The sequence below is a fragment of the [Rhizobium] kunmingense genome (assembly GCF_977018605.1).
In genome coordinates this window covers 3,027,006-3,048,675 of sequence record NZ_CDRNXG010000001.1, presented here as the reverse complement: position 1 = coordinate 3,048,675, position 21,670 = coordinate 3,027,006, and the positions used below count along the sequence as shown (strand labels likewise).

Here is a 21,670-nt window from a genome sequence, read left to right as displayed (position 1 = left end):
CCGTGCTGTTCTCGCTGCCCATCGTGCCTGCATTTGAAACAGCATAATCCATTTTGCATCAAGGATCTGTCGACAATGAAACTCACCGATTTCAAGGCTCTGACATTCGACTGCTATGGGACGCTTATTGACTGGGAGACCGGCATGGTTGCCGGACTGACGCCGTTGACCCGCCGCATGTCCACTCCGCTCGCACGAGATGCAATTCTCGAGGCGCATGCACGACACGAATCGGCCCAGCAGCTGCAGACGCCGGGCAAGTCCTATCGGCACCTTCTGCCGATCGTCTACAAGCGGCTTGCCGAGGAATGGGCGATCCCGGTGACATGGGACGAATGCGTTGCCTATGGCCAGTCGGTGAAAAACTGGCCGGCCTTCAGCGATTCGGCGGAAGCGCTCGCTTACCTAAAACAGCATTACAAGCTGATCATCCTGTCGAATGTCGACAACGAGAGCTTTGCCGCCAGCAACGCAAAGCTCGGCGTCGAATTCGACGCGATCTATACCGCCGAGGACATCGGCTCCTACAAGCCGGCGGACGGTAATTTCGATTACATGCTGCGCAACCTGGAGACGCTCGGGATTGCGCGGGGCGATGTCTTGCACACGGCCGAAAGCATGTTCCACGACCATGGGCCGGCCAATCGCCACGGGCTTGCATCCTGCTGGATCTACCGTCGCTTCGACAAGGACGGATTCGGCGCCACGATGCATCCTGGCGACATGCCGAAATATGATTTCCGTTTCAACAGCATGAAGGATCTGGCCGACGCCCACAGGCAGGCCATGCAAGGCTGAGCCGAACGGCAAGGCAAGCAAGCGGGTCGGGTGATGCTGTCGCCCGGCCCTTCCTTTACTGGCAGACGGAAATTCCCTCAACCTCGAAGCTCAGGCCGTCAAAGGCCGGTTCGACATTGTCCGGCGTTTCGGCCATCACGCGCGCGTAGTCCAACGGAATATGCATGTGGGTGAGAATGGCCCGCCGGGCGCCGAGGCGTTCTATCCAGCCTAGTGCCTGTTCGAGCGACAGATGGCTCGGATGGCGCGTGTACTGGAGCGCATCGATGATCAGCGTATCGAGGCCCGAAAGTCGCGCAATGCTGTCCTGCGGAAAATCGCTGACATCGGTGCAGTAGGCAACGTCACCGATGCGAAATCCCAACGACTTGATATCGCCGTGGGCTTGCAGGTGCGGCTTGAAGCGGATCGCACCACCCGGCCCTTCGACGACGATGTCGCGGTCGAGATCCTCGATCAAAACCGGTTCGACGATCGCCGGATAATTGCCACCCGGCGGCGTTTCCAGGCAATAGCCGAAGCCCTGGCGGATCCGGTCCATGGTGAACGGGTCGGCGTGGATCGGAATACGCTTGCGCTGCAGGATGAAATAACCGCGCAGGTCGTCGATGCCGTGAAGATGGTCGGCATGCGCGTGGGTATAGAGAACGGCATCAATGCGCGGCACCTTGGCCGCGATCATCTGCTGGCGAAAATCCGGACCGGTGTCGATCGCCACAACCGTCGTCGCGCCGTCCGGGGCGATCTGCTCGACGAGAAAGGCCGCGCGGGTGCGCCTGTTCTTCGGATTTTCCGGATCGCAGTCGCCCCAGTCGCCATTCAGACGCGGCACGCCGGGCGAAGACGAGCAGCCGAGGATGGTGAAGCGACGCCGGTATCCTGACACCGTTAAAGCCTCGGCATCTTGGAGAAGCAGCGAAATGCGTTGTCCGTCGTGATCCGGGCCATTTCGGCGTAGCTCACATCATGCACCTCGGCCAGAACCTCGGCCGTGTTGACGACGTAGGATGGCTCGTTGCGCTTTCCACGCCAGCGCTTCGGCGCCAGATACGGCGCATCGGTTTCCACCAGCAGGCGGTCGAGCGGCAGCGTTTTGGCGATGTCGCGAATATCCTGCGATTTCGGGAATGTCAGGATGCCGGAAAACGATATGTAGCCGCCGAGTTCGACGCCGGCACGCGCGAGTTCGGGACCGGCCGAGAAGCAATGCAGGATGAAAGGGAAGGCCCCCTTCCCGCTTTCACGGGTCAGGATCTCGATCATATCCTCGTCGGCGCTGCGGCTATGGATGACCAGCGGCAGCTGCGTCTCGCGCGCAGCCTCGATATGGCGGACAAAGCCTGTCTTCTGGTCGGCCGGCGTCTGCGTATCGTAGAAATAGTCGAGGCCCGCCTCACCGATCGCGACGATCTTTTCGTGGGCGTTGGCGAGACGGATAAGATCCACGGACTGAATGTCCAGCTCTTCGGCGGCATTGTTTGGATGCGTGCCGACCGAGCAGAAGACCGACGGGTATTTTTCCGTGATGGCCAGAAGCGTGTCGAGCTTGGCGACCCGCGTCGAGATCGTCACCATCTGCTTGACGCCGGCCTGATGGGCGCGCTCGATCAACAGATCGCGCTCCTCGTCGAAATCGGCAAAATCCAGGTGGCAATGGGTATCGATCAACATGGGCAGGTCATGAACGGTTTGAGGCATGATGCGGCCGGCCCGGAAGTTTTCGGGCCAGCCGTATTTTACGAAAGGATCAGGCAGCCGGCGTCGGCGCCACGTAGCGCGGGAAGACCGGCGTCGGCGCTTCGAGCGGCGTGCCGGGCTTCAGGCGACCGGCCTCGCCGAGGGCGGCAAAGTCACGCGCATCAGGACCGGCGGCGACAAGGTCGAGCAGTCTGGATGAGGATTCCGGCATGAACGGCTGAAGAAGGATGGCGATCTGGCGCACCACCTCGGCGGTCACATAGAGCACTGTGCCCATGCGCTCGACATCCGTCTTCTTCAGCGCCCACGGCTCCTGGACGGCGAAATAGCGGTCGGTTTCGGAGACGACGGCGATGATGGCGGTCAGCGCCTTGTGCAGCAGATGCTTGTCCATCTCTTCACGGCAGATGGCGATCAGCGCATCGGCCGATGCCAGCATCTGGCGATCTGCATCCGTCAGCTCGCCCGGCTGCGGGATCTTGCCGTCGCAGTTCTTGAAGATCATCGACAGCGAGCGGCTGGCAAGGTTGCCGATACCGTTGGCGAGGTCCGCATTGATGCGAGTGCCGATCGCATCTTCACTGCAATAACCGTCCTGACCGAAGGAGATTTCGCGCATCAGGTAATAGCGGATCTGGTCGAGGCCGAAATGTTCGATCAGCTCGAACGGATCGAGCACGTTGCCGAGCGACTTCGACATCTTCTCGCCGCTCTTGGCCAGCACGAAGCCATGCGCATAGACATGCTTGGGCAGCGGCAGGTTGGCGGACATCAGGAAGGCCGGCCAGTAGACGGTATGGAAGCGGATGATGTCCTTGCCGATGATATGCGCGTTCGCCGGCCAGAATTTTGCCCGCGGACCGTTCTCGTCCGTCAACAGACCCGTCGCGGTCAGATAGTTGGTCAGAGCGTCGACCCACACGTACATGACGTGTTCCGGATCGTTGGGCACCTTGACGCCCCAGTCGAATGTCGTTCGCGAGATCGACAGGTCGCGCAGGCCCGACTTGACAAAGGCGATGATCTCATTGCGACGCTCGGCAGGACCGATGAAATCGGGCTGCTCTTCATAGAGCTTGAGAAGCCTGTCCTGGTAGGAGGAAAGCTTGAAGAAATAGCTGGATTCCTCCACCCATTCGACCGGTGTACCCTGCGGCCCGTAGCGAATGCCGTCGGGGCGAACCTCTGTTTCATCCTCGGCGTAATAGGCCTCGTCACGCACCGAGTACCAGCCGGCATAGCTGTCCTTGTAGATATCGCCGGCGTCGGCCATGCGGGTCCACATCACCTGGCATGCCTCGTGATGGCGCGGTTCGGTGGTACGGATGAAATCGTCGTTGGACGCGTTGAGAAGCTTGCCCATCTGGCGGAATTCATTCGAATTGCGCTCGGCCAGTTCTTCCGGCGAAATGTCTTCCTTGCGTGCCGTCTGCTGCATCTTCTGGCCGTGTTCATCCGTGCCGGTCAGGAAGAACACGTCGCGGCCGTCGAGGCGCTGGAAGCGCGCCATCGTATCGGTCGCGATCAGTTCGTAGGCATGGCCGATATGCGGCTTGCCGTTCGGATAGGAAATCGCAGTCGTGATGTAGAAAGGCGTCTTGTCGGACATTCGGTCACTCGGAACTTGGGTCGAGAACATGGGTTTGGCGCGAACATGGCGCTGCTCATGCCGCTCTTAGCGCATGTTGCGCGGCAGCGAAACCCAAACTTGGCCTTTGCGGCCTGCTCAGACGGAGCGGACGGCTTCCAGAACCGAGAGCAGCGTCTGTTTCTTGTCGAGATTATAGGCCGTCGAGACAGTGATCTTCTCGCCGATCTCGCTCACCAGCCTTGCCCGCCGGTCGGCCAAGGCCAGCTCGCCCTGCAACGCCGCGCTGCGCGCCTCGTCGACCAGATACTCGCTCAGATGCTCGAGGAAGAAAGTGAAGATCACCTCGCTGTCCTTGCCCGACAGGACGTCGGCCAGCCGATGCATCGACTTGCGGGCGGACGCGCCCTGCCCGCGGATGATGTCGTCGAAGGCGGTAATGATGTCGAGGCCGCCGTAATTGGTCAGTTTCAGCGCCCGCGAGACGCTGCCTTTCGCGAGCGCCATCACGTGTTCCTGCGTCCGGCCGCCATCCAGCGACTGACCAAGTGCGGCAAGCGCCGCCGTAAGCTCGCCGTCACTCAGTGGTGACAGTTTCAGCGTCTGGCAGCGGGATCTTATGGTCGGCAGAAGTTTGCCCGGCGCATGCGAGAGCACGAGGAACATCGCGCCGCGTGGCGGCTCCTCCAGGATCTTGAGGATGGCGTTGGCGGCATTGCGGTTAAGATCATCGGCCGGATCGATAATGACTATCCGACGATTTCCGGTGCCGGATGTCTGGGAGAAGAAGTGCCCTGCCCGCCTCACCTCGTCCACCGTGATCGCGCTCTTCACCTTGCCGGTCTTGTCGTCTACCGGGCGCGACAGATGCAGAAGGTTATGCGAGGCACCGGAGAGGATCTGGCGGCTGATCGGCGTTGTGAGATCCGGGTCCTGCATGTCGACAGGTGCGGCGCCCGGCTCGGGGTTGGACAGGACGTAATTGGCGAAACGGAAGGCGAGCGTCGCCTTGCCGATACCTTCCGGCCCCTCGATCAGGATGGCATGATGCGATTTTCCGGTGCGGTAGCTGCGTGCCAGAAACGCCTGCGCTTCGGCATGGCCGAAAAGGCGGTTGTTGGCAGCCGGTGGGACAGCGCCGTCCAGGACCTGTGCATTAGCCTCGCTCACGCGACCGTCGCTTTCTTCCGCGCCTCGTCGAGCGCCGGCTCGACCGCTGCCAGAATGGCGTCGGCGATCTCGTCCTCGCTGCCGCCGGCGTCGATCACGCGGCAACGCAGAGGTTCCGCGGTGGCTATGTCGAGATAGGCCTGTCGGCGCTTTTCATGGGTGTCGATCTCTTCCTTCTCGAAGCGATCGGGAGCTTTGTCACCGCCACGCCGGCGCGCGCGCGCCAGCCCTGCTTCCGCCGGCATATCGAGCATGAAAGTCAGGTCCGGCATGACGCCGTTAGTAGCGATGCGCTGCAACGCCTCGATATAGTCGGGTTCGAGATTTCCGGTAACGCCCTGATAGACGCGCGAGGAATCGACAAACCGGTCGCAAAGCACCACGGCGCCGGTTTCCAGCGCCGGGCGAATGACGTCCTCGACATGATCGTTGCGTGCGGCGGCAAACAGGATCGCTTCCATGCGCACGCCGAATTCCTCCGCCGCACCGCTCAGGAGCACGTGGCGCACCGCTTCAGCTCCCGGCGAACCACCGGGTTCACGGGTCACGAGGACATCGCGCCCCTGCCGCCGCAGGCGATCGGCAAGACGCCGGATCTGCGTCGACTTGCCGACGCCCTCGCCGCCTTCGAACGTGATGAATATGCCGGAACGATCTGCCACGCGCGCTTAGATACCTGTTGTCGTCTGACCGCCATATAACCCATCGCATGACAAATCGGTACCGATTTTCCGGCGCGTTGCGATCCGGTTTCACGCGATCGAATCGGACAGCGGAAAATCGGATTTTCCGCGGCTCAGAGCCAGAAGAACATCAGTTCCATCAGCGCATCCGCGGCCTGGGCGCGCAGCCCTCCGACCTCGACAGCGCCAGCCGCCTTCAGCGGCACTTCGCGGATTACCCTGTCGCCGGACGAGATTTTCAGCACCGCAACCTCAGTGCCTGCGGCAACCGGCGCCCTCAGCGGCCACTGATAAACGATTCGTCCCGAAAGGCGCTCGGGGTTGGCGCGCGGGACATAGACCTCGATCGGCTCATCGGCGATCAGATCCACCCGACCATCGGTGCCGCCATAGACACTCGCCTGACCGATCACCTCGCCGGCGGCGAAAAGAACCTTGTCCTGAAACGAGGAAAGCCCCCATTCGAGAACCCGCTTCGCCTCATCCGAGCGCTCCTTGTCGGAGCCGAGACCGCCCATAGCAAGGAAAAGCCGCGTGCCGTCACGCTCCACGGACGCCGCAAACGCATAGCCGGCACCTTCGGCAAAGCCTGCGCCAAGGCCATCGACACCGAGCCCAAGGCCGATCAACGGGTTCTTGTTACGCTGCAGGATCTTGTTCCACTGGAATTCAGGCTGGATGTAGGTCGGATACCGGTCTGGGTAAGTCCGGTAGATATGCCGCGACAGCGCAACCAGATCATGGGCCGTCGTCCAGCTTTCCGCATAGGGAAGGCCCGTGGCGTTGCCGAAGCGTGAACGCGTGAGGCCGAGATCCCTCGCCCGTGCGGTCATGAGAGCGGCAAATTCAGCCTCCGTTCGGGACATGCCTTCCGCCAGAATGATGCAGGCGTCGTTGGCGTTCTGCACCATGACGCCCTGAATCAGATCGGCAACAGGAACCTGCGATTTCAGCGCGGCGAACATCGTCGTCGTACCGGAGGGGGCGCCGCCTGTGCGCCAGGCGTATTCGCTGACGGGGTAAAGCATGCCGGGCGAGATCGTGCCCGCCCTCAAGGCATTGAAAACCACTTCCATGGTCATCAGCTTCGCCAGCGAGGCCGCCGGAAAGGCCTGGTTCTCATTGACGGAAAGCAGCACCGTTCCGGTCTTTTCCTCGACCAGATAGGCCTGCCGGGCCTTGGTGGTGAATGCGGGCGCCGCTTCCTGCGCCTTGGCAGGTGGATAGGCGCTTACGAGGCCCGCAGCCAGAAGGACGCCAAGTAACAGAGACCGTCGCATTATTCCCCCGAAATCCATCCGCCCATGCCTACCAGCCTGTCCGTCAGGCAGCAACTGCGACACTCATCCATGCCGGGAAAAACGGCCAGATCTTTCGCCATGCCGCATGCAGATAAAAAAGAACCCGCCAATACCATTGCGGCGCGAGCACGCATGGCATTGGCGGGGACTGGAATATCAGTATTTCTGGCCCGGTTTCGGTGGTTCGAGCAGCATGTTGCCGAACATCACGCGCGGCATCTTGCCCTGCGGTTCAGCCGCATAGGCAGTCTGGGTGGCCGGCGCCGGAGCGACCTGTGCGGTCTGCACCCGCGGCTTTGCCTGCTGGATCGGCTGCGCCATCTGGCGGCTTGCCTGAACGGCTTGCGCCTTCGGCTGAACGGCGGCAACCGCCACCGGTTTTGCCTTGCGCGCCGGTTCGACGGCACGCTGTACCGGTGCGGCAGTCTGCTGGGCGATCTGTTCTTCGAACTGCTGCGCTGCCGGACGTTTGGCCTTGGCGCTGCCGCTCGGGGTGCGGCCCGAATAGGTCACCGGAACAGGAATTGACGACCCGTAGCTCTGCAACTGGTCACCAAGCGGCTGGTTCGATGCGACCATGACACCGGTTGCGATCTGGCCACCCGGATTGAAGGTCGGCAGACGATCGCCCTTGCGGATATAGGATGCCATCAGGAACGGCATGTCCTCGCCATCCATGCGGGCGCGGCCGACATACTGCACATTTACCTTGGCGGTACCGGTGCGCTTCATGTCGAGCATTTCGGCCGTCTTGTCCGATACGTCGATGATGCGGCCTGCATGGAACGGGCCACGGTCATTGACACGGACGATGACGGACGTGCCGTTTTCCTGGTTCGTTACACGCGCATAGCTCGGCAGCGGAAAGGTCGGGTGCGCGGCAGACAGATGCGAGCTGTCATAGACTTCGCCATTGGCGGTCAGGCGACCGTGGAAGGCGGAACCGTACCAGGATGCGAGGCCCGACTTGTTATAGTCGGCATCTTCCCTGGGCACGTAGGTCTTGCCCTTAACTTCGTAGGGCTGACCGACCATGAAACGGCCGCCGCCCTTCGGCACATTCTTGCCGTCGGCAACGACGCGCGGGCTCGCCTTCACGCCATATTCCGACTCGGCGAAATATTCCTTGCTGCGGCTCTTCTTCTTTGGAGCCTCTGCGGTGTCCGTCGTGGCACAGGATGCCATCGTCGCACACATTACCGAAATCCCCAGCCACTTGGACCAAAGGAGAAGTTTGCCGCCACTCAAACTCAAGTTAAATCCGTCCCGTTCCGCATTGTGCGATTTTGGTGCGGTTTCTCGTGTCCCGTACCATTCGCAGACATCCCCTCGCCCGCAAATGTATGTGCGGACATGTTGATGTCCGACTTTTGCTTCGTTCGCGGCAGAAATGCGAACGAATTCTGTGGAATGGTTAAAATTCAACTTGTTATGGTAAATAGACAGTTAATTTCGATGTTGTTTCGAATGGAAACAGCCGGGATTTATACTTGCGATGCGACAACGCCTGCAACTGCGCAGGCGCCATTGGCCGCAGGCCTGTTTCAGGTGAGTACCACGCATTGCAAAAGCAGCCGGAACTAACAAAGGAAACATGGCGGATGGGGTGGGATTCGAACCCACGGTACGGTTCCCCGCACGACGGTTTTCAAGACCGTTGCCTTAAACCACTCGGCCACCCATCCGGCTGACTGGGCTTTATCGCCCAATCGCATCGGCGTCAACGGCAGCCCTTCACCGAGTCAATCATCGAAGCCGAATTCAGGCGTGCGCCTGCGCTTCGCGCTCTTTGGCGAGTGCCGCGAGATCGGCGGGCTTGAGTTCGACCGATTCACCACAGCCGCAAGCGGAGGTCTGGTTCGGGTTCACGAAGGTAAAGCCGGAACGCATCTTGGTGGTCTCGAAATCCATCTGTGTGCCGAGGAGATAGAGAACGGCGGAAGGCTCGATCCAGACCTTGGCCTCGCCACGTTCGACGAGATCATCCTTTACATTCACTTCGGTGACGAGGTCGATCGTATATTCCATGCCAGCGCAACCGCCCTTTTTGATCCCGACGCGAATGCCCTTGGCATCCGGACCGGAATTGGAAACGATCTGATTGACGCGCGTTGCCGCAGCATCGGTCATGGTCATCACTGCAAAGCCCATCGGCCCGTTCTCCTTCCACAACCGGGTTCAAGGCCCGGCGCTTCATTCCCTATGTAGTTCGTCAAGCCAATCTAATCAACGGACTTGACCGAGATCGGCTGCTGCCGCCAATCGCTCCCGGCTTGACCGCCGCGCAACACGAGGTTCCCTGAGACCTTGGCCTGCAAACCACGACGCAATGGTCCGACGGGAACCTCCGGATCTGCGCCCCCACCTCCTGAGGGGCGAGCCCATCAGCGGATTGTCGCCGAGAAGGTCGAAAACGCGAACCATTCCATCGTGTGACTTTCGGGCGGCAGAGGGGCGCGGCCCGCGATGTAGCCAATGATTTTCGACACATCCTGGCGGGCTTTCGGCCTGAGATGACAGCTCAGCCAACCTTCCGGAAATGGTTCATGCCGAAGCCTCCGGCCGAGAGTGCAAAGTCAGCCGGTCACGGGCATCAGTACCAGCCGACCGCGACCTGCGCTTCTTCCGACATGCGCTCGGGCGTCCACGGCGGATCGAAGGTCATTTCGACCTCGACGCCGGATACCCCTTGCACGCCGCTCACGGCGTTTTCGACCCAGCCCGGCATTTCGCCGGCAACCGGGCAACCCGGAGCCGTCAGCGTCATGGCGATCTTCACCATGCGGTCGTCCTCGATGTCGATCTTGTAGATCAAGCCGAGTTCGAAGATGTCCGCCGGGATTTCCGGGTCATAGACGGTCTTCAGCGCCGCGATGATATCGTCGGACAGGCGTTCCAGCTCATCGGCCGGGATGGCGGATTCGATGATGCCTTCGCGGGCGTCCCACTTTGGTATGTCTTGGTCCATGGCCTTCAAATGTCCTCAGGCAAAGAAATTGCGCGCATAATCCAGCGCGTCCGCCAAAGCGTCTACTTCGGCACGGGTATTATACATGCCGAAGGATGCGCGGCATGTGGAGGTGACGCCGAAGCGTTTCAAGAGCGGCATGGCGCAATGGGTGCCGGCGCGCACAGCCACGCCGCGGCGGTCGATCACCATAGAGACGTCATGGGCATGGATGCCGGCAAGCTCGAAGGAGAAGATCGCCCCCTTGCCCGGCGCGTTGCCGATGATGCGCAGCGAATTGATCGCCTGCAGCCGTTCCGTCGCATAGGCCGTCAGATCCGCCTCATGGGCAGCGATTGCTGCGCGGCCGACCTTGTCCATGTAGTCGAGCGCGTAACCCAACCCGATTGCCTGGACGATCGGCGGCGTACCCGCTTCGAAACGGTGCGGTGGGTCGTTATAGGTGACGACATCCTCGGCCACCTCGATGATCATCTCGCCGCCGCCCTGGAAAGGACGCATCTGCTTCAGCCGGTCCATTTTGCCGTAGAGGACGCCGATGCCCGATGGGCCGTAGAGTTTGTGGCCGGTCATGACGAACCAGTCGCAGTCGATGTCCCTGACGTCGATCGGCATATGGACGGCGCTCTGGCTTCCATCGACGAGAACCGGGATGCCGCGCTCATGGGCGATGCGGCAGATGTCCTTCACCGGCACGACCGTTCCGAGCGCATTCGACATATGGGTGACGGCGACGAGCTTGGTCTTCTCCGTCAGCGCCTTTTCGAAGTCCTCGATATGGAAGGCACCGTCGTCATCCACCGGCACAAAGGTGATCTTGGCGCCCTGGCGCTCGCGGATGAAATGCCACGGCACGATGTTGGAATGGTGTTCCATGATGGTGACGACGATCTCGTCACCTTCGCCGATATGCGGCATTCCGTAACCGTAGGCGACCGTGTTGATCGCCGATGTCGAATTGCTGGTGAAGACGATCTCGTCCACCGAACCGGCATTGAGGAAGCGACGCACCTTTTCACGCGCGGCCTCATAGGCGTCGGTTGCGGCGTTCGACAGGTAGTGGAGGCCGCGATGGACGTTGGCGTATTCGCTGGAATAGGCGTGGGAGATCGCGTCGATCACCGCCTGAGGCTTCTGGGCCGATGCACCATTATCAAGGTAGACAAGCGGCTTGTTGCCGTGGACCATGGTCGAAAGGATCGGGAAATCCCGCCTGATGGCTTCGACGTCATAAGCGGCTAACGGTGTCGTCTGGTCCATGTCAGACCCTTTCTATAACGCCCTCGGGCGAAATCCCGCAAAGAACCCGGTTGGGCAATCGCCGCATCCACGGCGTCATCCTCGGGCTTGTCCCGAGGATCCAGTCACGTTGCGACCACCGACGGTCGCAGATGCTCGGGACAAGCCCGAGCATGACGGAGGAATTATGTGCTCCTCCGCCGCCTCATGTCAGGCGTGCTTCTCGAGCCAGGTGGAGATCACCTCTTCGAGCGGCTCGACCAGTTTTTCCTCTTCCAGTTCCTCGACGATCTCGGCGACGAAGGCGTTGACCAGCATGGCGCGGGCCTTGCTCTCCGTCACGCCGCGGGCCATCAGGTAGAAGAGGTGGTTGCGGTCGATATCGGCAACGGTTGCGCCATGGCCGCAGATGACGTCGTCGGCGAAGATTTCCAACTCCGGCTTGACGGAGAAATCACCGTCATCGGACATCAGCAGCGTGTTGCACGCCATCTTCGCGTCGGTCTTCTGGGCGTCGGGCGCGACCTTGATCATGCCCTGGAAGACGCCGCTCGCCTTGTCGAAGATGACATTGCGGAAGGTTTCCGTCGAGTTGGTATGCGGCACGTTGTGACCGAGCACCAGCGTCACGTCCGTATGGCTGTCGCCACCGAGCAGATTGACGCCACGCAGCGTCAGTTCTGCACCCTCGCCCTTAACTTCAATGCGCAGTTCCTGGCGCACCAGCTTGCCGCCGGCATTGACGACATAAAGGCGCAGCTTGGCGTCCGCGCCGAGGGAAACGCGGATCTGTGCCAGATGCGTGTCCTCGGCCCCTTGGCTCTGGAGGATGATCCAGGTGATCTCCGCGCCGTCTTCGACCGTGATGTCGCTCACCGATGAGACGAGCGCCGCGGTGTCGGTCACCGCCTGGTGGCGTTCAATGATCGTCGCCTTGGAACCGGCACCGAAGGAAACCGGGAAGCGCGTATGGATCTGGCCGGCGCCGTGCAGCGCCTGCAGCTCGATCGCCTCTTCGATCTCGGCATCGGCCGAAATGGCGAGCGACAGGCCATCGCGAACGAAGGAGCCGTTGAGGCGGCCGATCGCGTCGTCTTTGTCGAGCGCGGTCAGGCCGGCCAGGGCCGAGCCGTCTGTCAGCTGATCGCGAAACGCGGTGACCGTGACACCTTCGATCGATGCCGAGGCATCGGCCTTGCCCTGCAGGACGGAGAGAACCGTCGATCCCTTGACCAGAGGCGCGATCGCCTCGACTGCGGCGCCAGCGGAGGTCCGCTCCGGCAAGGTGCGGAACAGGCTTTTGAGGTCGGTATAGTGCCAGGATTCGATCCGGCGGGTCGGAAGGCCCGACTTCTTGAGGTCATCGAGCAGCCGGTCGCGGGTGCCGGTGACGGCGCCGTTGCCGGGCAGTTCGCCCATCTGTGCCGCAAAGGCCTCGACCAGCGCCGTCTCGGCGGCGGTGAGCTTGGCTGCGGGCTGGTTCGCTTGAATGTTCATGCCAAAATCCTTCCGACCTCAGGCCGCGGTGCCGATCACGTCGGCATAGCCGTTGGCTTCCAGTTCCTGCGCCAGTTCCTTGTCACCCGAACGGATGATCTGGCCCTTGTAGAGAACGTGGACGGTATCCGGCACGATGTAGTCGAGCAGGCGCTGGTAGTGGGTGATGACGATGACGGCGCGATCCGGCGAACGCAGCGCGTTGACGCCGTCGGCGACGATCTTGAGCGCGTCGATGTCGAGGCCCGAATCGGTCTCGTCGAGGATGCAGAGCGTCGGCTCAAGCAGCGCCATCTGCAGGATTTCGGCGCGCTTCTTCTCACCGCCGGAGAAGCCGACATTGAGCGGGCGGCGCAGCATGGCCGGATCGATCTTTAGGCCTTCTGCGGCTTCCTTGACGCGGCGCATGAAGTCCGGCGTTGTCAGCTCGTCCTCGCCGCGCGCCTTGCGCTGCTCGTTCATCGCGACCTTGAGAAACTGCATGGTGGCAACGCCCGGAATTTCGACCGGGTACTGGAAGGCGAGGAAGATGCCCTTCGAAGCGCGCTCGGCCGGGTCGAGTTCCAAAATGCTCTCGCCGTTATAGGTGATCTCGCCCTCGGTGACTTCGTAGTCCTCGCGGCCCGACAGAATGTAGGACAGTGTCGACTTGCCCGACCCGTTCGGGCCCATGATGGCGGCGATCTCGCCCGGCTTCACGGTCAGGTTCAGGCCGCGGATGATCTCGGTGCCGTCTTCGGCGATGCGGGCGTGCAGGTTCTTGATCTCAAGCATTTCGTTTTCCCATTCATAAGGCGGTTCAAGGGCCGCCCGATAGACCTTAGGGCAGCGAGGCCCCTTCGAATTTCGTCATCCTCGGGCTTGTCCCGAGGATCCAAGCCGTCAGTTGTAGTTGCTCCACCCCTCCGTATTCGGATGCGGGCGATATACGTTTTCTATTTCGTCGATACGCTCGTAAAGATCGACCCAAGTTGGATTCAGACCTTCTATGAGCTTGATTTTCCATTCACGGAGATAACGTTTAAGCGACTTCTCCCGCTGTATGGCGAGGACAATGTTCGGGTGGCTTTCAAACCAGACCAGATTTTTCGCCTTGTATTTCTGCGTAAATCCTTCGTGGGTTGCGTTTCGATGCTCCCATATGCGACCGTGAATGTCGCTCGTGACACCGGTGTAGATCACGCCGCGCGGTTTATCAGACATCATGTAGACGAAGCCACTCATCCTCTATCCCGCGACAGTAGATCCTCGGGACAAGCCCGAGGATGACGGCCTGATCTTTACCCCACACTACCCTCTAGCGAGATGCCGATCAGCTTCTGGGCCTCGACGGCGAATTCCATCGGAAGCTGCTGAATGACATCCTTGACGAAGCCGTTGACGATCAGCGCGATCGCCTCTTCTTCCGGAATGCCGCGCTGCATGGCGTAGAACTTCTGGTCGTCGGAGATCTTCGAGGTGGTCGCCTCGTGCTCGATCTGCGCCGAAGAATTCTTAACCTCGATGTAGGGTACCGTATGTGCCCCGCACTTGTCGCCGATCAGAAGCGAATCGCAGTTGGTGAAGTTGCGAGCGCTTTCGGCCCGGCGGTTGATCGATACCTGACCGCGATAGGTATTCTGCGACACGCCGGCGGAAATGCCCTTGGAGATGATGCGGCTCGACGTGTTCTTGCCGAGATGGATCATCTTGGTGCCTGAATCGATCTGCTGGTGACCGTTGGAAACGGCGATCGAGTAGAACTCGCCCTGGCTTTCATCGCCGCGCAGGATGCAGGACGGGTATTTCCAGGTGATAGCCGAACCGGTCTCGACCTGGGTCCAGGAGATCTTCGACCGCCTGCCGCGGCAATCGCCGCGCTTGGTGACGAAGTTGTAGATGCCGCCCTTGCCGTCCTTGTCGCCGGGGAACCAGTTCTGGACGGTGGAATACTTGATCTCGGCGTCATCGAGAGCGACGAGTTCGACGACGGCGGCGTGGAGCTGGTTTTCGTCACGCTGCGGCGCCGTGCAGCCTTCCAGATAGGAAACGTAGGCGCCTTCCTCACAGATGATCAGCGTGCGTTCGAACTGACCGGTGTTCTTCTCGTTGATGCGGAAGTAGGTGGACAGTTCCATCGGGCAGCGGACGCCCTTCGGCACGAAGACGAAGGAACCGTCGGTGAAGACGGCGGCGTTCAGCGTTGCGTAGTAGTTGTCGGTGGTCGGGACGACCGAGCCGAGATACTGCTTGATCAGTTCAGGATGCTCGCGGATGGCTTCCGAGATCGACATGAAGATCACGCCGGCCTTCTGAAGCTCCTTCTTGAAGGTGGTGACGACCGAAACCGAATCGAAGACGGCATCGACAGCGACGCGGGAATTCTGCACACCGGCCAGGATTTCCTGCTCACGCAACGGGATGCCGAGCTTTTCGTAAGTGCGAAGAAGTTCCGGATCGACTTCGTCGAGCGACACAGGGCCGGTGATGTTCTTCGGCGCGGCGTAATAATAGATGTCGTTGAAATCGATCTTCGGATAATCGACGCGCGCCCAGGTCGGCTCTTCCATCGTCAGCCAGCGCTGATAGGCGTCCAGACGCCATTCCAGCATCCACTCCGGCTCCTGCTTCTTTGCCGAAATGAAGCGGATGATGTCTTCGGACAGACCCTTGGGTGCCTTGTCGACTTCGATTACGGTCTCGAAGCCGTACTTGTACTGATCGATATCGATCTCACGGACCTGATCGATCGTTTCCTGGACAGCAGGCATCTTTTTACTCCCTGTGTTGCCGGTTCAAATTCCGGCAATTCCGTCAGTCTTGCGGGGAAAATCTTGTCTTCCCCATGTAGGCGCCAGAAGGCGGTTTTCCCACCTCTTGGCAAGCGGAAATTTGCACTTCCGCTAATTCTCGAAACCGCCTCAGGCGGCCTTGCCCGGAAGCTTGCGGCGTCCGGCAATCTTCCCGAACGCGGCAATAGCGTTGTCGACGTCGGCATCCGCCGTTTCCGGCCCGAGCGAGATGCGCAGACCGCCGACGTCGGGATCGTGTCCCATGGCCGTCAGGACATGGCTCTGCCCGACCTTGCCCGACGAGCAGGCGGAGCCCGCCGACAGCGACACGGCCTCAAGATCGAAAGCGATCTGCCCCGTCTCGGCCTTCAATCCAGGCAGGGTGAAAAAGCTGGTATTGGCAACCCGCGGGCTCGCCTCGCCATGAATGACGATATCGGATGCGGCGGCCTTCATTGCCGCTTCCAGCCTGTCGCGCAGCGTGCCGATCCGGTCGTTGCGCATCGCGATATCCTTAGACATCACGTCAGCTGCCGCGCCGAAGCCTATGATCGCATGAAAATTCTCGGTCCCCGACCGGTGGCCCTTTTCCTGTCCGCCGCCGCGGATGAGCGGCTTCGGCATCAGAACCTCGCCGCGCGAGACGAGCGCGCCGACACCCTTCGGTCCGCCGATCTTGTGCGAGGAGACAAACAGGAAATCCGCGTCGAGAGCATTGATATCGAGCGGAATGCGGCCGGCTGCCTGCACCGCATCGACGACCATCAGACCGCGATATTTGTGGGCCAGTGCCGCAGCTTCGGCGACCGGCTGGATGATGCCGGTCTCGTTGTTGACCAGCATGACCGCCACCATCGGCATGCCCGTCGCCTGATCGTGGGAGGCAAGGGCTGATTCGAGAGCCGAAAGGTCCAGCGTTCCGGCCGGCGTAACCGCCACTTCCGTCACCTGGCCGCTCGCAAACCGCCCGCCTTCGCGAATGGCGGGATGTTCGATGGCCGACGCATAAAGGTGGGAGACCGCAACCGGCGCACGTCCCATCCGGTATTCCGGCGAAAGCACGTGGTTGGCGGCCTCTGTCGCGCCGCTGGTGAAGGTAACATGCGCAGGCTCTGCGCCAACGAGCGCAGCCACCTGACGGCGGGCCTTTTCGACGGCCGCGCGGGCGGCCCGCCCTTCCGTGTGAACGGACGACGCATTGCCCGGCAGCGACAGCGCATCGATCATCGCCAGGCGCGCCGCTTCCGACAAGGGAGCGGTGGCATTCCAGTCGAGATATGTTCGCTGCAGCACCATTGCCTGATCGTACTTCCGTTCCAAGTTAAGCATTCATCGCAAGGTGAAGGGCCGAAACCGCATTTTCCTTGAAATTCCGGCTGGCCTTGCCTTATGAGACTTCGCAACGGGCAATCCGATTGCTCGCCTAAAGTTTCGAATGGTTCTAAACTGGCTTTTAGAAAAGCTGAGCGACTTCGTCAAGTCAAACTCGACGTTATGCGCAGGTTGGAACCAGCCACGATTTGACCGGAGTACCAATGCCCGAAGTGATTTTCAACGGCCCGGCCGGCCGCCTGGAAGGACGTTACCAGCCTTCCAAGGAGAAGAGCGCACCGATCGCGATCATCCTGCACCCGCACCCACAGTTCGGCGGCACGATGAACAACCAGATCGTGTACCAGCTTTTCTATATGTTCCAGAAGCGCGGTTTTACGACACTCCGGTTCAATTTCCGCTCGATCGGCCGTAGCCAGGGCGAGTTCGATCATGGCGCCGGCGAATTGTCGGACGCAGCATCGGCGCTCGACTGGGTGCAGAGCCTGCATCCCGATTCGAAAAGCTGCTGGGTTGCCGGATATTCCTTCGGCGCCTGGATCGGCATGCAGCTTCTGATGCGCCGTCCGGAAATCGAAGGCTTCATGTCGATCGCGCCGCAGCCGAACACCTACGACTTCTCCTTCCTTGCCCCCTGCCCGTCCTCCGGCCTGATCATCAACGGCGATTCGGACAAGGTTGCGCCGGAGAAGGACGTCAATGGACTGGTCGAGAAGCTGAAGACGCAGAAGGGCATCCTGATCACCCACAAGACGGTGCCGGGCGCCAACCACTTCTTCAACGGCCAGGTCGATACGCTGATGGCCGAGTGCGAGGACTATCTCGACCGCCGACTCGATGGCGAACTGGTGCCGGAACCCGCCGCCAAGCGGATCCGCTAATTCTTCGACGGGCCGTCTTCACGGCCCGTTTTGTTGACCGGGCGGTCGCCTTTCTCTAGAAGGCGTCGCCATTCGGAAACATTCCGAATCTCTGAAAATTCCGAAAGAGGTGCGGATGGCGGTACGGCCGCTGCGACATCACAGGAAGGGTTCAAGTGCGCGAGCTGATCTTGCGCGCCTGCCCGTACTCGTCGCCGCATTCCTGATCGCGCTCTTCGGGCTTCTGCCCGGCACGCCGCGCAATACGGACATCGCCACATCTACGCGTCCGCTCGACGACCGTTCCGATCGCTCTCCGACCTTGACCAAGCGCGAGCCTATTCGGGCCGTGGCGGTGGCCGAGCGCAAGGACAGCGCTGGCGGCCATCTCGTTCATGACGACGGCTTCCTTCCGCCTGCCTCGCTTGTGCTTGCGGAGCATGACTATGTTGCCGCACGCGCGCCATCTTATCGGCGTAATGCCGTCGACTACGGCACATGGCCCGGCGCACGTCCGCGCGCGCCACCTTTTGCTGCCTGATTTTTGGCTCTCCAGATTGGGAGCGCCTCGCAGCATGAAATTTGACGGCCATGCCGACCGCTGAATGGTCCGGGCCAAACAGGATCTAGACAATGAGAAACTCTCCGTGGCTGGTGGGAAGCTATGCTCTCATCATCATCTTCGGCATTCTGGTGGCGTTGCCGAATGTCATTCCGCAGTCGGCGCTGGATCGCATGCCGTCGTGGCTGCCCCATAGCCGCGTATCGCTTGGCCTCGACCTTCGTGGCGGCTCGCACCTAGTTCTCGAAGTCGACCGCGCCGACCTGATCAACGAGCGTGTCCAGAGCCTCACCCAGGACACCCGCCGTGTCCTGCGCGACCAGAACATCAACACGTCGGCGATCCGCCGCGCCGGTGATGCGATCATCGTCACGCTGCGCGATCCGGCCCAGCGTGACCAGGCCGTTACCCAGCTCGAAACGCTGGCGAACCCGGTCGGCTTCGGCACGGTCGGCAGCACCGATATCGCGATCACCACACCGAGCGAAAACTCGATCCAGATCGCCCAGACCGATGCCGGCATCAATTCGCATATCACGGCCGCCGTCGAGCAGAGCCTTGAAATCATCCGCCAGCGTGTCGACCAGGTCGGCGTCGCCGAGCCGACGATCCAGCGTGTCGGCTCCGACCGCGTGCTCGTCCAGCTTCCGGGCGAACAGGACCCGTCGCGCCTTCGCCAGCTCCTCGGCTCCACCGCCAAGATGAGCTTCCATCTTCTCGGCAATCCGGGTGAGCCGGGCGTCACCATGCTTGCGGACGAAAGCGGCCAGCAATATCCGGTTCTCGACCGCGTCGAACTGTCCGGTGACCGCCTGACCGATGCCCGCGCCGCCTTCGAGCAGCAGACGCAGCAGCCGATCGTGTCCTTCCGCTTCGACAGCGCCGGTGCGACCCGCTTCGCGCAGATCACCACTGCCAATGTCGGTCGGCCCTTTGCCATCGTTCTCGACAACACTGTCCTCAGCGCCCCGGTCATCCAGACGCCGATCACCGGCGGTTCCGGCCAGATCTCGGGCAGTTTCTCGCCTCAGGAAACAACGACGCTGGCGGCCCTGCTGCGCGCCGGCTCGCTGCCGGCAAAGCTCACCGTCATCGAAGAACGCACCGTCGGCGCCGACCTCGGTTCCGACGCCATCGAGATGGGCATCTTCACCGGCTTTATCGGCTTCCTGCTGGTCGTCGGCTTCATGTTCTTCCTCTACGGCACCTGGGGCATCCTTGCGAACCTCGCGCTGTTCATCAACATCATCCTGACATTTGCCGGCCTCACGCTGATCGGCTCGACGCTGACGCTGCCCGGCATTGCCGGTATCGTGCTCGGCATCGGTCTTGCGGTTGACGCCAACGTCCTCATCAACGAGCGCATCAAGGAAGAAACCCGCAAGGGCAAGAGCGCCTTCGGCGCGATCGACGCAGGCTTTGCCCGCGCCTATTCCACGATCGTCGACTCCAACGTCACGGCGCTGATCGCCACCGTGCTGCTCTTCTGGTTCGGCACCGGTCCGGTGCGTGGCTTCGCCGTCACCATGGGCCTCGGCATCGCGATCTCGATGTTTACTGCCGTATCGGTCGTCCGCGTCGCCATGATCTACATCGCCGGCCGCAAGAAGCTGAAGAAGATCAACATCAAGCCGCTGCTGCCGATCGACCTGATCCCGGACGGTACGCAGATCAACTTCATGAAGGGCCGCTTCATCGGTATCGGCGTCTCGCTGGTGCTCTCGGCCGCCTCGATCTTCCTGTTCATCAATCCTGGCCTGAACTACGGCGTCGACTTCCGCGGCGGCATTCAGATCGAAGTGACGACGCAGGGCGAGGCCGATCTGGCAGCCTTCCGCTCCGGCCTTGGCGAACTCGGCCTCGGCGAGGTCGGCCTGCAGGAGTTCGGCGCGCATAATCGCCTTCTGGTCCGTGTCGAGCGTCAGGAAGGTGGCGAGGAAGTTCAGACGGCAGCCGTCGAAAAGCTGCGCGCCGAAATCGTCCAGATCGACTCGAGCGCAAAGATCGAGCGTACAGAGGTCGTCGGACCGAAGGTCTCCGGCGAATTGGCGACCGCCGGTATCCTGGCCGTGCTTCTCGCTTCGATCGCCATGCTGATCTACATCTGGGTACGGTTCGAATGGCCGTTCGCCGTCGGCGCGATCGCCACGCTGGTGCTCGACGTGACGAAGACGATCGGCTTCTTCGCGCTCACCGGCCTCGACTTCAACCTGACGGCCATCGCGGCACTGCTGACGCTTGTCGGCTACTCGGTCAACGACAAGGTCGTCGTCTATGACCGCATGCGCGAAAACATGCGTCTCTACAAGAAGATGCCGCTGCGCGAACTGATCGACCGGTCGATCAACGAAACCCTGGCACGAAGCCTCTACACGTCCTGCACGGCCTTCCTCTGCATGCTGCCGATGGCCATCTGGGGCGGCAGCGCCGTGGAAAGCTTTGCGATCCCGATGGTCTTCGGCATCCTTGTCGCGGCCTCGTCCTCGGTCTTCATCGCCGCTCCGATCCTGCTCTTCCTCGGCGACTGGCGCACGCGCCGTGCGGCCCAGGTGGCTGCAACCGAGGCGGAAGCCGTCGACGGCGAGACGCCGAGCAAGGCCTGATCGGCCGATACCCGAAATACGAAAGGGGCGGGAGAGATCCCGCCCCTTTTCCATATCCGCCCCCTGCCCCGGATCCCCTGTTCCATGATCGATCTCGCCGCCTATGCCGGCCTGTTCTTCTCGGCCTTCATCGCCGCCACGCTCTTCCCGCTACAGTCGGAAGCGATCCTTGTCGGGCTGATCCTCAAGGGGGACTATTCGGTTGCAGCACTCGTGCTGACGGCATCGGTCGGCAACACCCTCGGTGCCGCCACCAACTGGGTGATCGGCCGAGGCGTCGAACGGTTCAAGGACCGGCGCTGGTTCCCGGTCAAGCCGCACCAGCTCGACAAGGCGCAGGGTTGGTACCGGCGCTACGGCAAGTGGTCGCTGCTGTTGAGCTGGCTGCCGATCGGCGGCGATGCGCTGACCGTTGCGGCCGGCGTGATGCGCGAGCCTTTTGCAACCTTCCTGATCCTCGTCTTCATCGGCAAGGCGGTGCGCTATCTCGTGCTCGCCGCTATCACTCTGGGATTGCTGAATATCTGACGCTCGCTTAGATCCGCAAAATGTTCCATCTGTTTGGAACCTTGCAGCCTCTTCTCCCATTGTCCGCGACAA

At 61.3% G+C, this 21,670-nt stretch carries 20 protein-coding genes and 1 tRNA gene; 5 read left to right on the top strand and 16 right to left on the bottom strand.

Features of this window, described 5'->3' with window-relative positions; all coding sequences use genetic code 11:
* The first annotated feature begins 75 nt into the window (after positions 1-75).
* Positions 76-798, top strand: a complete 723-nt coding sequence (locus tag AC0JZ4_RS14755) for a haloacid dehalogenase type II (RefSeq protein ID WP_471887111.1) — start codon at positions 76-78, stop codon at positions 796-798.
* 55 nt (positions 799-853) lie between these two features.
* Here AC0JZ4_RS14755 and AC0JZ4_RS14750 read toward each other — a convergent pair whose 3' ends face one another.
* The 16 genes from AC0JZ4_RS14750 to AC0JZ4_RS14675 all read right to left on the bottom strand — a co-directional run bounded on the left by AC0JZ4_RS14750 (position 854) and on the right by AC0JZ4_RS14675 (position 17,009).
* The gene (locus AC0JZ4_RS14750) at positions 854-1,684 is read right to left on the bottom strand and encodes an MBL fold metallo-hydrolase (protein ID WP_471887110.1); all 831 of its coding nucleotides are present in this window, start codon (positions 1,682-1,684) and stop codon (positions 854-856) included.
* A gap of 2 nt (positions 1,685-1,686) precedes the next feature.
* Positions 1,687-2,469 (bottom strand): TatD family hydrolase, encoded by a 783-nt coding sequence (locus AC0JZ4_RS14745; protein WP_471887109.1) that lies wholly within the window; start codon positions 2,467-2,469, stop codon positions 1,687-1,689.
* A 76-nt stretch (positions 2,470-2,545) separates the two neighbouring features.
* On the bottom strand, positions 2,546-4,105 hold the full coding sequence (metG, locus tag AC0JZ4_RS14740; RefSeq protein WP_471887108.1) for a methionine--tRNA ligase: 1,560 nt from the start codon (positions 4,103-4,105) through the stop codon (positions 2,546-2,548).
* Positions 4,106-4,222: 117 nt separating this feature from the next.
* Positions 4,223-5,254: a DNA polymerase III subunit delta' gene (locus AC0JZ4_RS14735; RefSeq protein WP_471887107.1), complete on the bottom strand. Its 1,032-nt coding sequence runs from the start codon at positions 5,252-5,254 to the stop codon at positions 4,223-4,225.
* Entirely contained in the window at positions 5,251-5,916 is a 666-nt protein-coding gene (tmk, locus tag AC0JZ4_RS14730) for a dTMP kinase (RefSeq protein WP_471887106.1), read from the bottom strand. The genes AC0JZ4_RS14735 and tmk overlap by 4 nt, the downstream gene beginning before the upstream one ends.
* 134 nt (positions 5,917-6,050) lie before the next feature.
* Positions 6,051-7,217, bottom strand: coding sequence for a D-alanyl-D-alanine carboxypeptidase family protein (locus AC0JZ4_RS14725; protein WP_471887105.1), 1,167 nt, complete (start codon positions 7,215-7,217; stop codon positions 6,051-6,053).
* 177 nt (positions 7,218-7,394) lie between these two features.
* Positions 7,395-8,435 carry a septal ring lytic transglycosylase RlpA family protein gene (locus AC0JZ4_RS14720; RefSeq protein ID WP_471887104.1) on the bottom strand — a complete coding sequence of 347 codons (1,041 nt, stop codon included), beginning with the start codon at positions 8,433-8,435 and terminating at the stop codon, positions 7,395-7,397.
* A gap of 398 nt (positions 8,436-8,833) precedes the next feature.
* Positions 8,834-8,923, bottom strand: a tRNA-Ser gene (locus AC0JZ4_RS14715).
* A gap of 76 nt (positions 8,924-8,999) precedes the next feature.
* Positions 9,000-9,389: a Fe-S cluster assembly scaffold SufA gene (gene sufA / locus AC0JZ4_RS14710; RefSeq protein WP_471887103.1), complete on the bottom strand. Its 390-nt coding sequence runs from the start codon at positions 9,387-9,389 to the stop codon at positions 9,000-9,002.
* A gap of 442 nt (positions 9,390-9,831) precedes the next feature.
* Positions 9,832-10,206: an SUF system Fe-S cluster assembly protein gene (locus tag AC0JZ4_RS14705; RefSeq protein WP_471887102.1), complete on the bottom strand. Its 375-nt coding sequence runs from the start codon at positions 10,204-10,206 to the stop codon at positions 9,832-9,834.
* A 15-nt stretch (positions 10,207-10,221) separates the two neighbouring features.
* Positions 10,222-11,466 carry a cysteine desulfurase gene (locus tag AC0JZ4_RS14700; protein ID WP_471887101.1) on the bottom strand — a complete coding sequence of 415 codons (1,245 nt, stop codon included), beginning with the start codon at positions 11,464-11,466 and terminating at the stop codon, positions 10,222-10,224.
* Positions 11,467-11,655: 189 nt separating this feature from the next.
* Positions 11,656-12,942 carry a Fe-S cluster assembly protein SufD gene (gene sufD, locus AC0JZ4_RS14695; protein WP_471887100.1) on the bottom strand — a complete coding sequence of 429 codons (1,287 nt, stop codon included), beginning with the start codon at positions 12,940-12,942 and terminating at the stop codon, positions 11,656-11,658.
* Positions 12,943-12,960: 18 nt separating this feature from the next.
* Positions 12,961-13,716 (bottom strand): Fe-S cluster assembly ATPase SufC, encoded by a 756-nt coding sequence (gene sufC, locus AC0JZ4_RS14690; protein ID WP_471887099.1) that lies wholly within the window; start codon positions 13,714-13,716, stop codon positions 12,961-12,963.
* A 108-nt stretch (positions 13,717-13,824) separates the two neighbouring features.
* Positions 13,825-14,166, bottom strand: a complete 342-nt coding sequence (locus AC0JZ4_RS14685; protein ID WP_471887098.1) for a GIY-YIG nuclease family protein — start codon at positions 14,164-14,166, stop codon at positions 13,825-13,827.
* A 56-nt stretch (positions 14,167-14,222) separates the two neighbouring features.
* Positions 14,223-15,692 carry a Fe-S cluster assembly protein SufB gene (gene sufB / locus AC0JZ4_RS14680; protein WP_471887097.1) on the bottom strand — a complete coding sequence of 490 codons (1,470 nt, stop codon included), beginning with the start codon at positions 15,690-15,692 and terminating at the stop codon, positions 14,223-14,225.
* A gap of 150 nt (positions 15,693-15,842) precedes the next feature.
* Positions 15,843-17,009: a cysteine desulfurase family protein gene (locus AC0JZ4_RS14675; RefSeq protein ID WP_471887895.1), complete on the bottom strand. Its 1,167-nt coding sequence runs from the start codon at positions 17,007-17,009 to the stop codon at positions 15,843-15,845.
* 239 nt (positions 17,010-17,248) lie between these two features.
* Here AC0JZ4_RS14675 and AC0JZ4_RS14670 point away from each other — a divergent pair, with 239 nt between their 5' ends.
* The 4 genes from AC0JZ4_RS14670 (at position 17,249) to AC0JZ4_RS14655 (ending at position 21,598) form a co-directional block, all read left to right on the top strand.
* On the top strand, positions 17,249-17,926 hold the full coding sequence (locus tag AC0JZ4_RS14670; RefSeq protein ID WP_471887096.1) for an alpha/beta hydrolase: 678 nt from the start codon (positions 17,249-17,251) through the stop codon (positions 17,924-17,926).
* Between the two features lie 115 nt (positions 17,927-18,041).
* The gene (locus tag AC0JZ4_RS14665) at positions 18,042-18,446 is read left to right on the top strand and encodes a hypothetical protein (protein WP_471887095.1); all 405 of its coding nucleotides are present in this window, start codon (positions 18,042-18,044) and stop codon (positions 18,444-18,446) included.
* 92 nt (positions 18,447-18,538) lie between these two features.
* Positions 18,539-21,070, top strand: coding sequence for a protein translocase subunit SecD (gene secD, locus AC0JZ4_RS14660; protein ID WP_471887094.1), 2,532 nt, complete (start codon positions 18,539-18,541; stop codon positions 21,068-21,070).
* Between the two features lie 84 nt (positions 21,071-21,154).
* Positions 21,155-21,598, top strand: coding sequence for a YqaA family protein (locus tag AC0JZ4_RS14655; RefSeq protein ID WP_471887093.1), 444 nt, complete (start codon positions 21,155-21,157; stop codon positions 21,596-21,598).
* Positions 21,599-21,670: the final 72 nt, after the last annotated feature.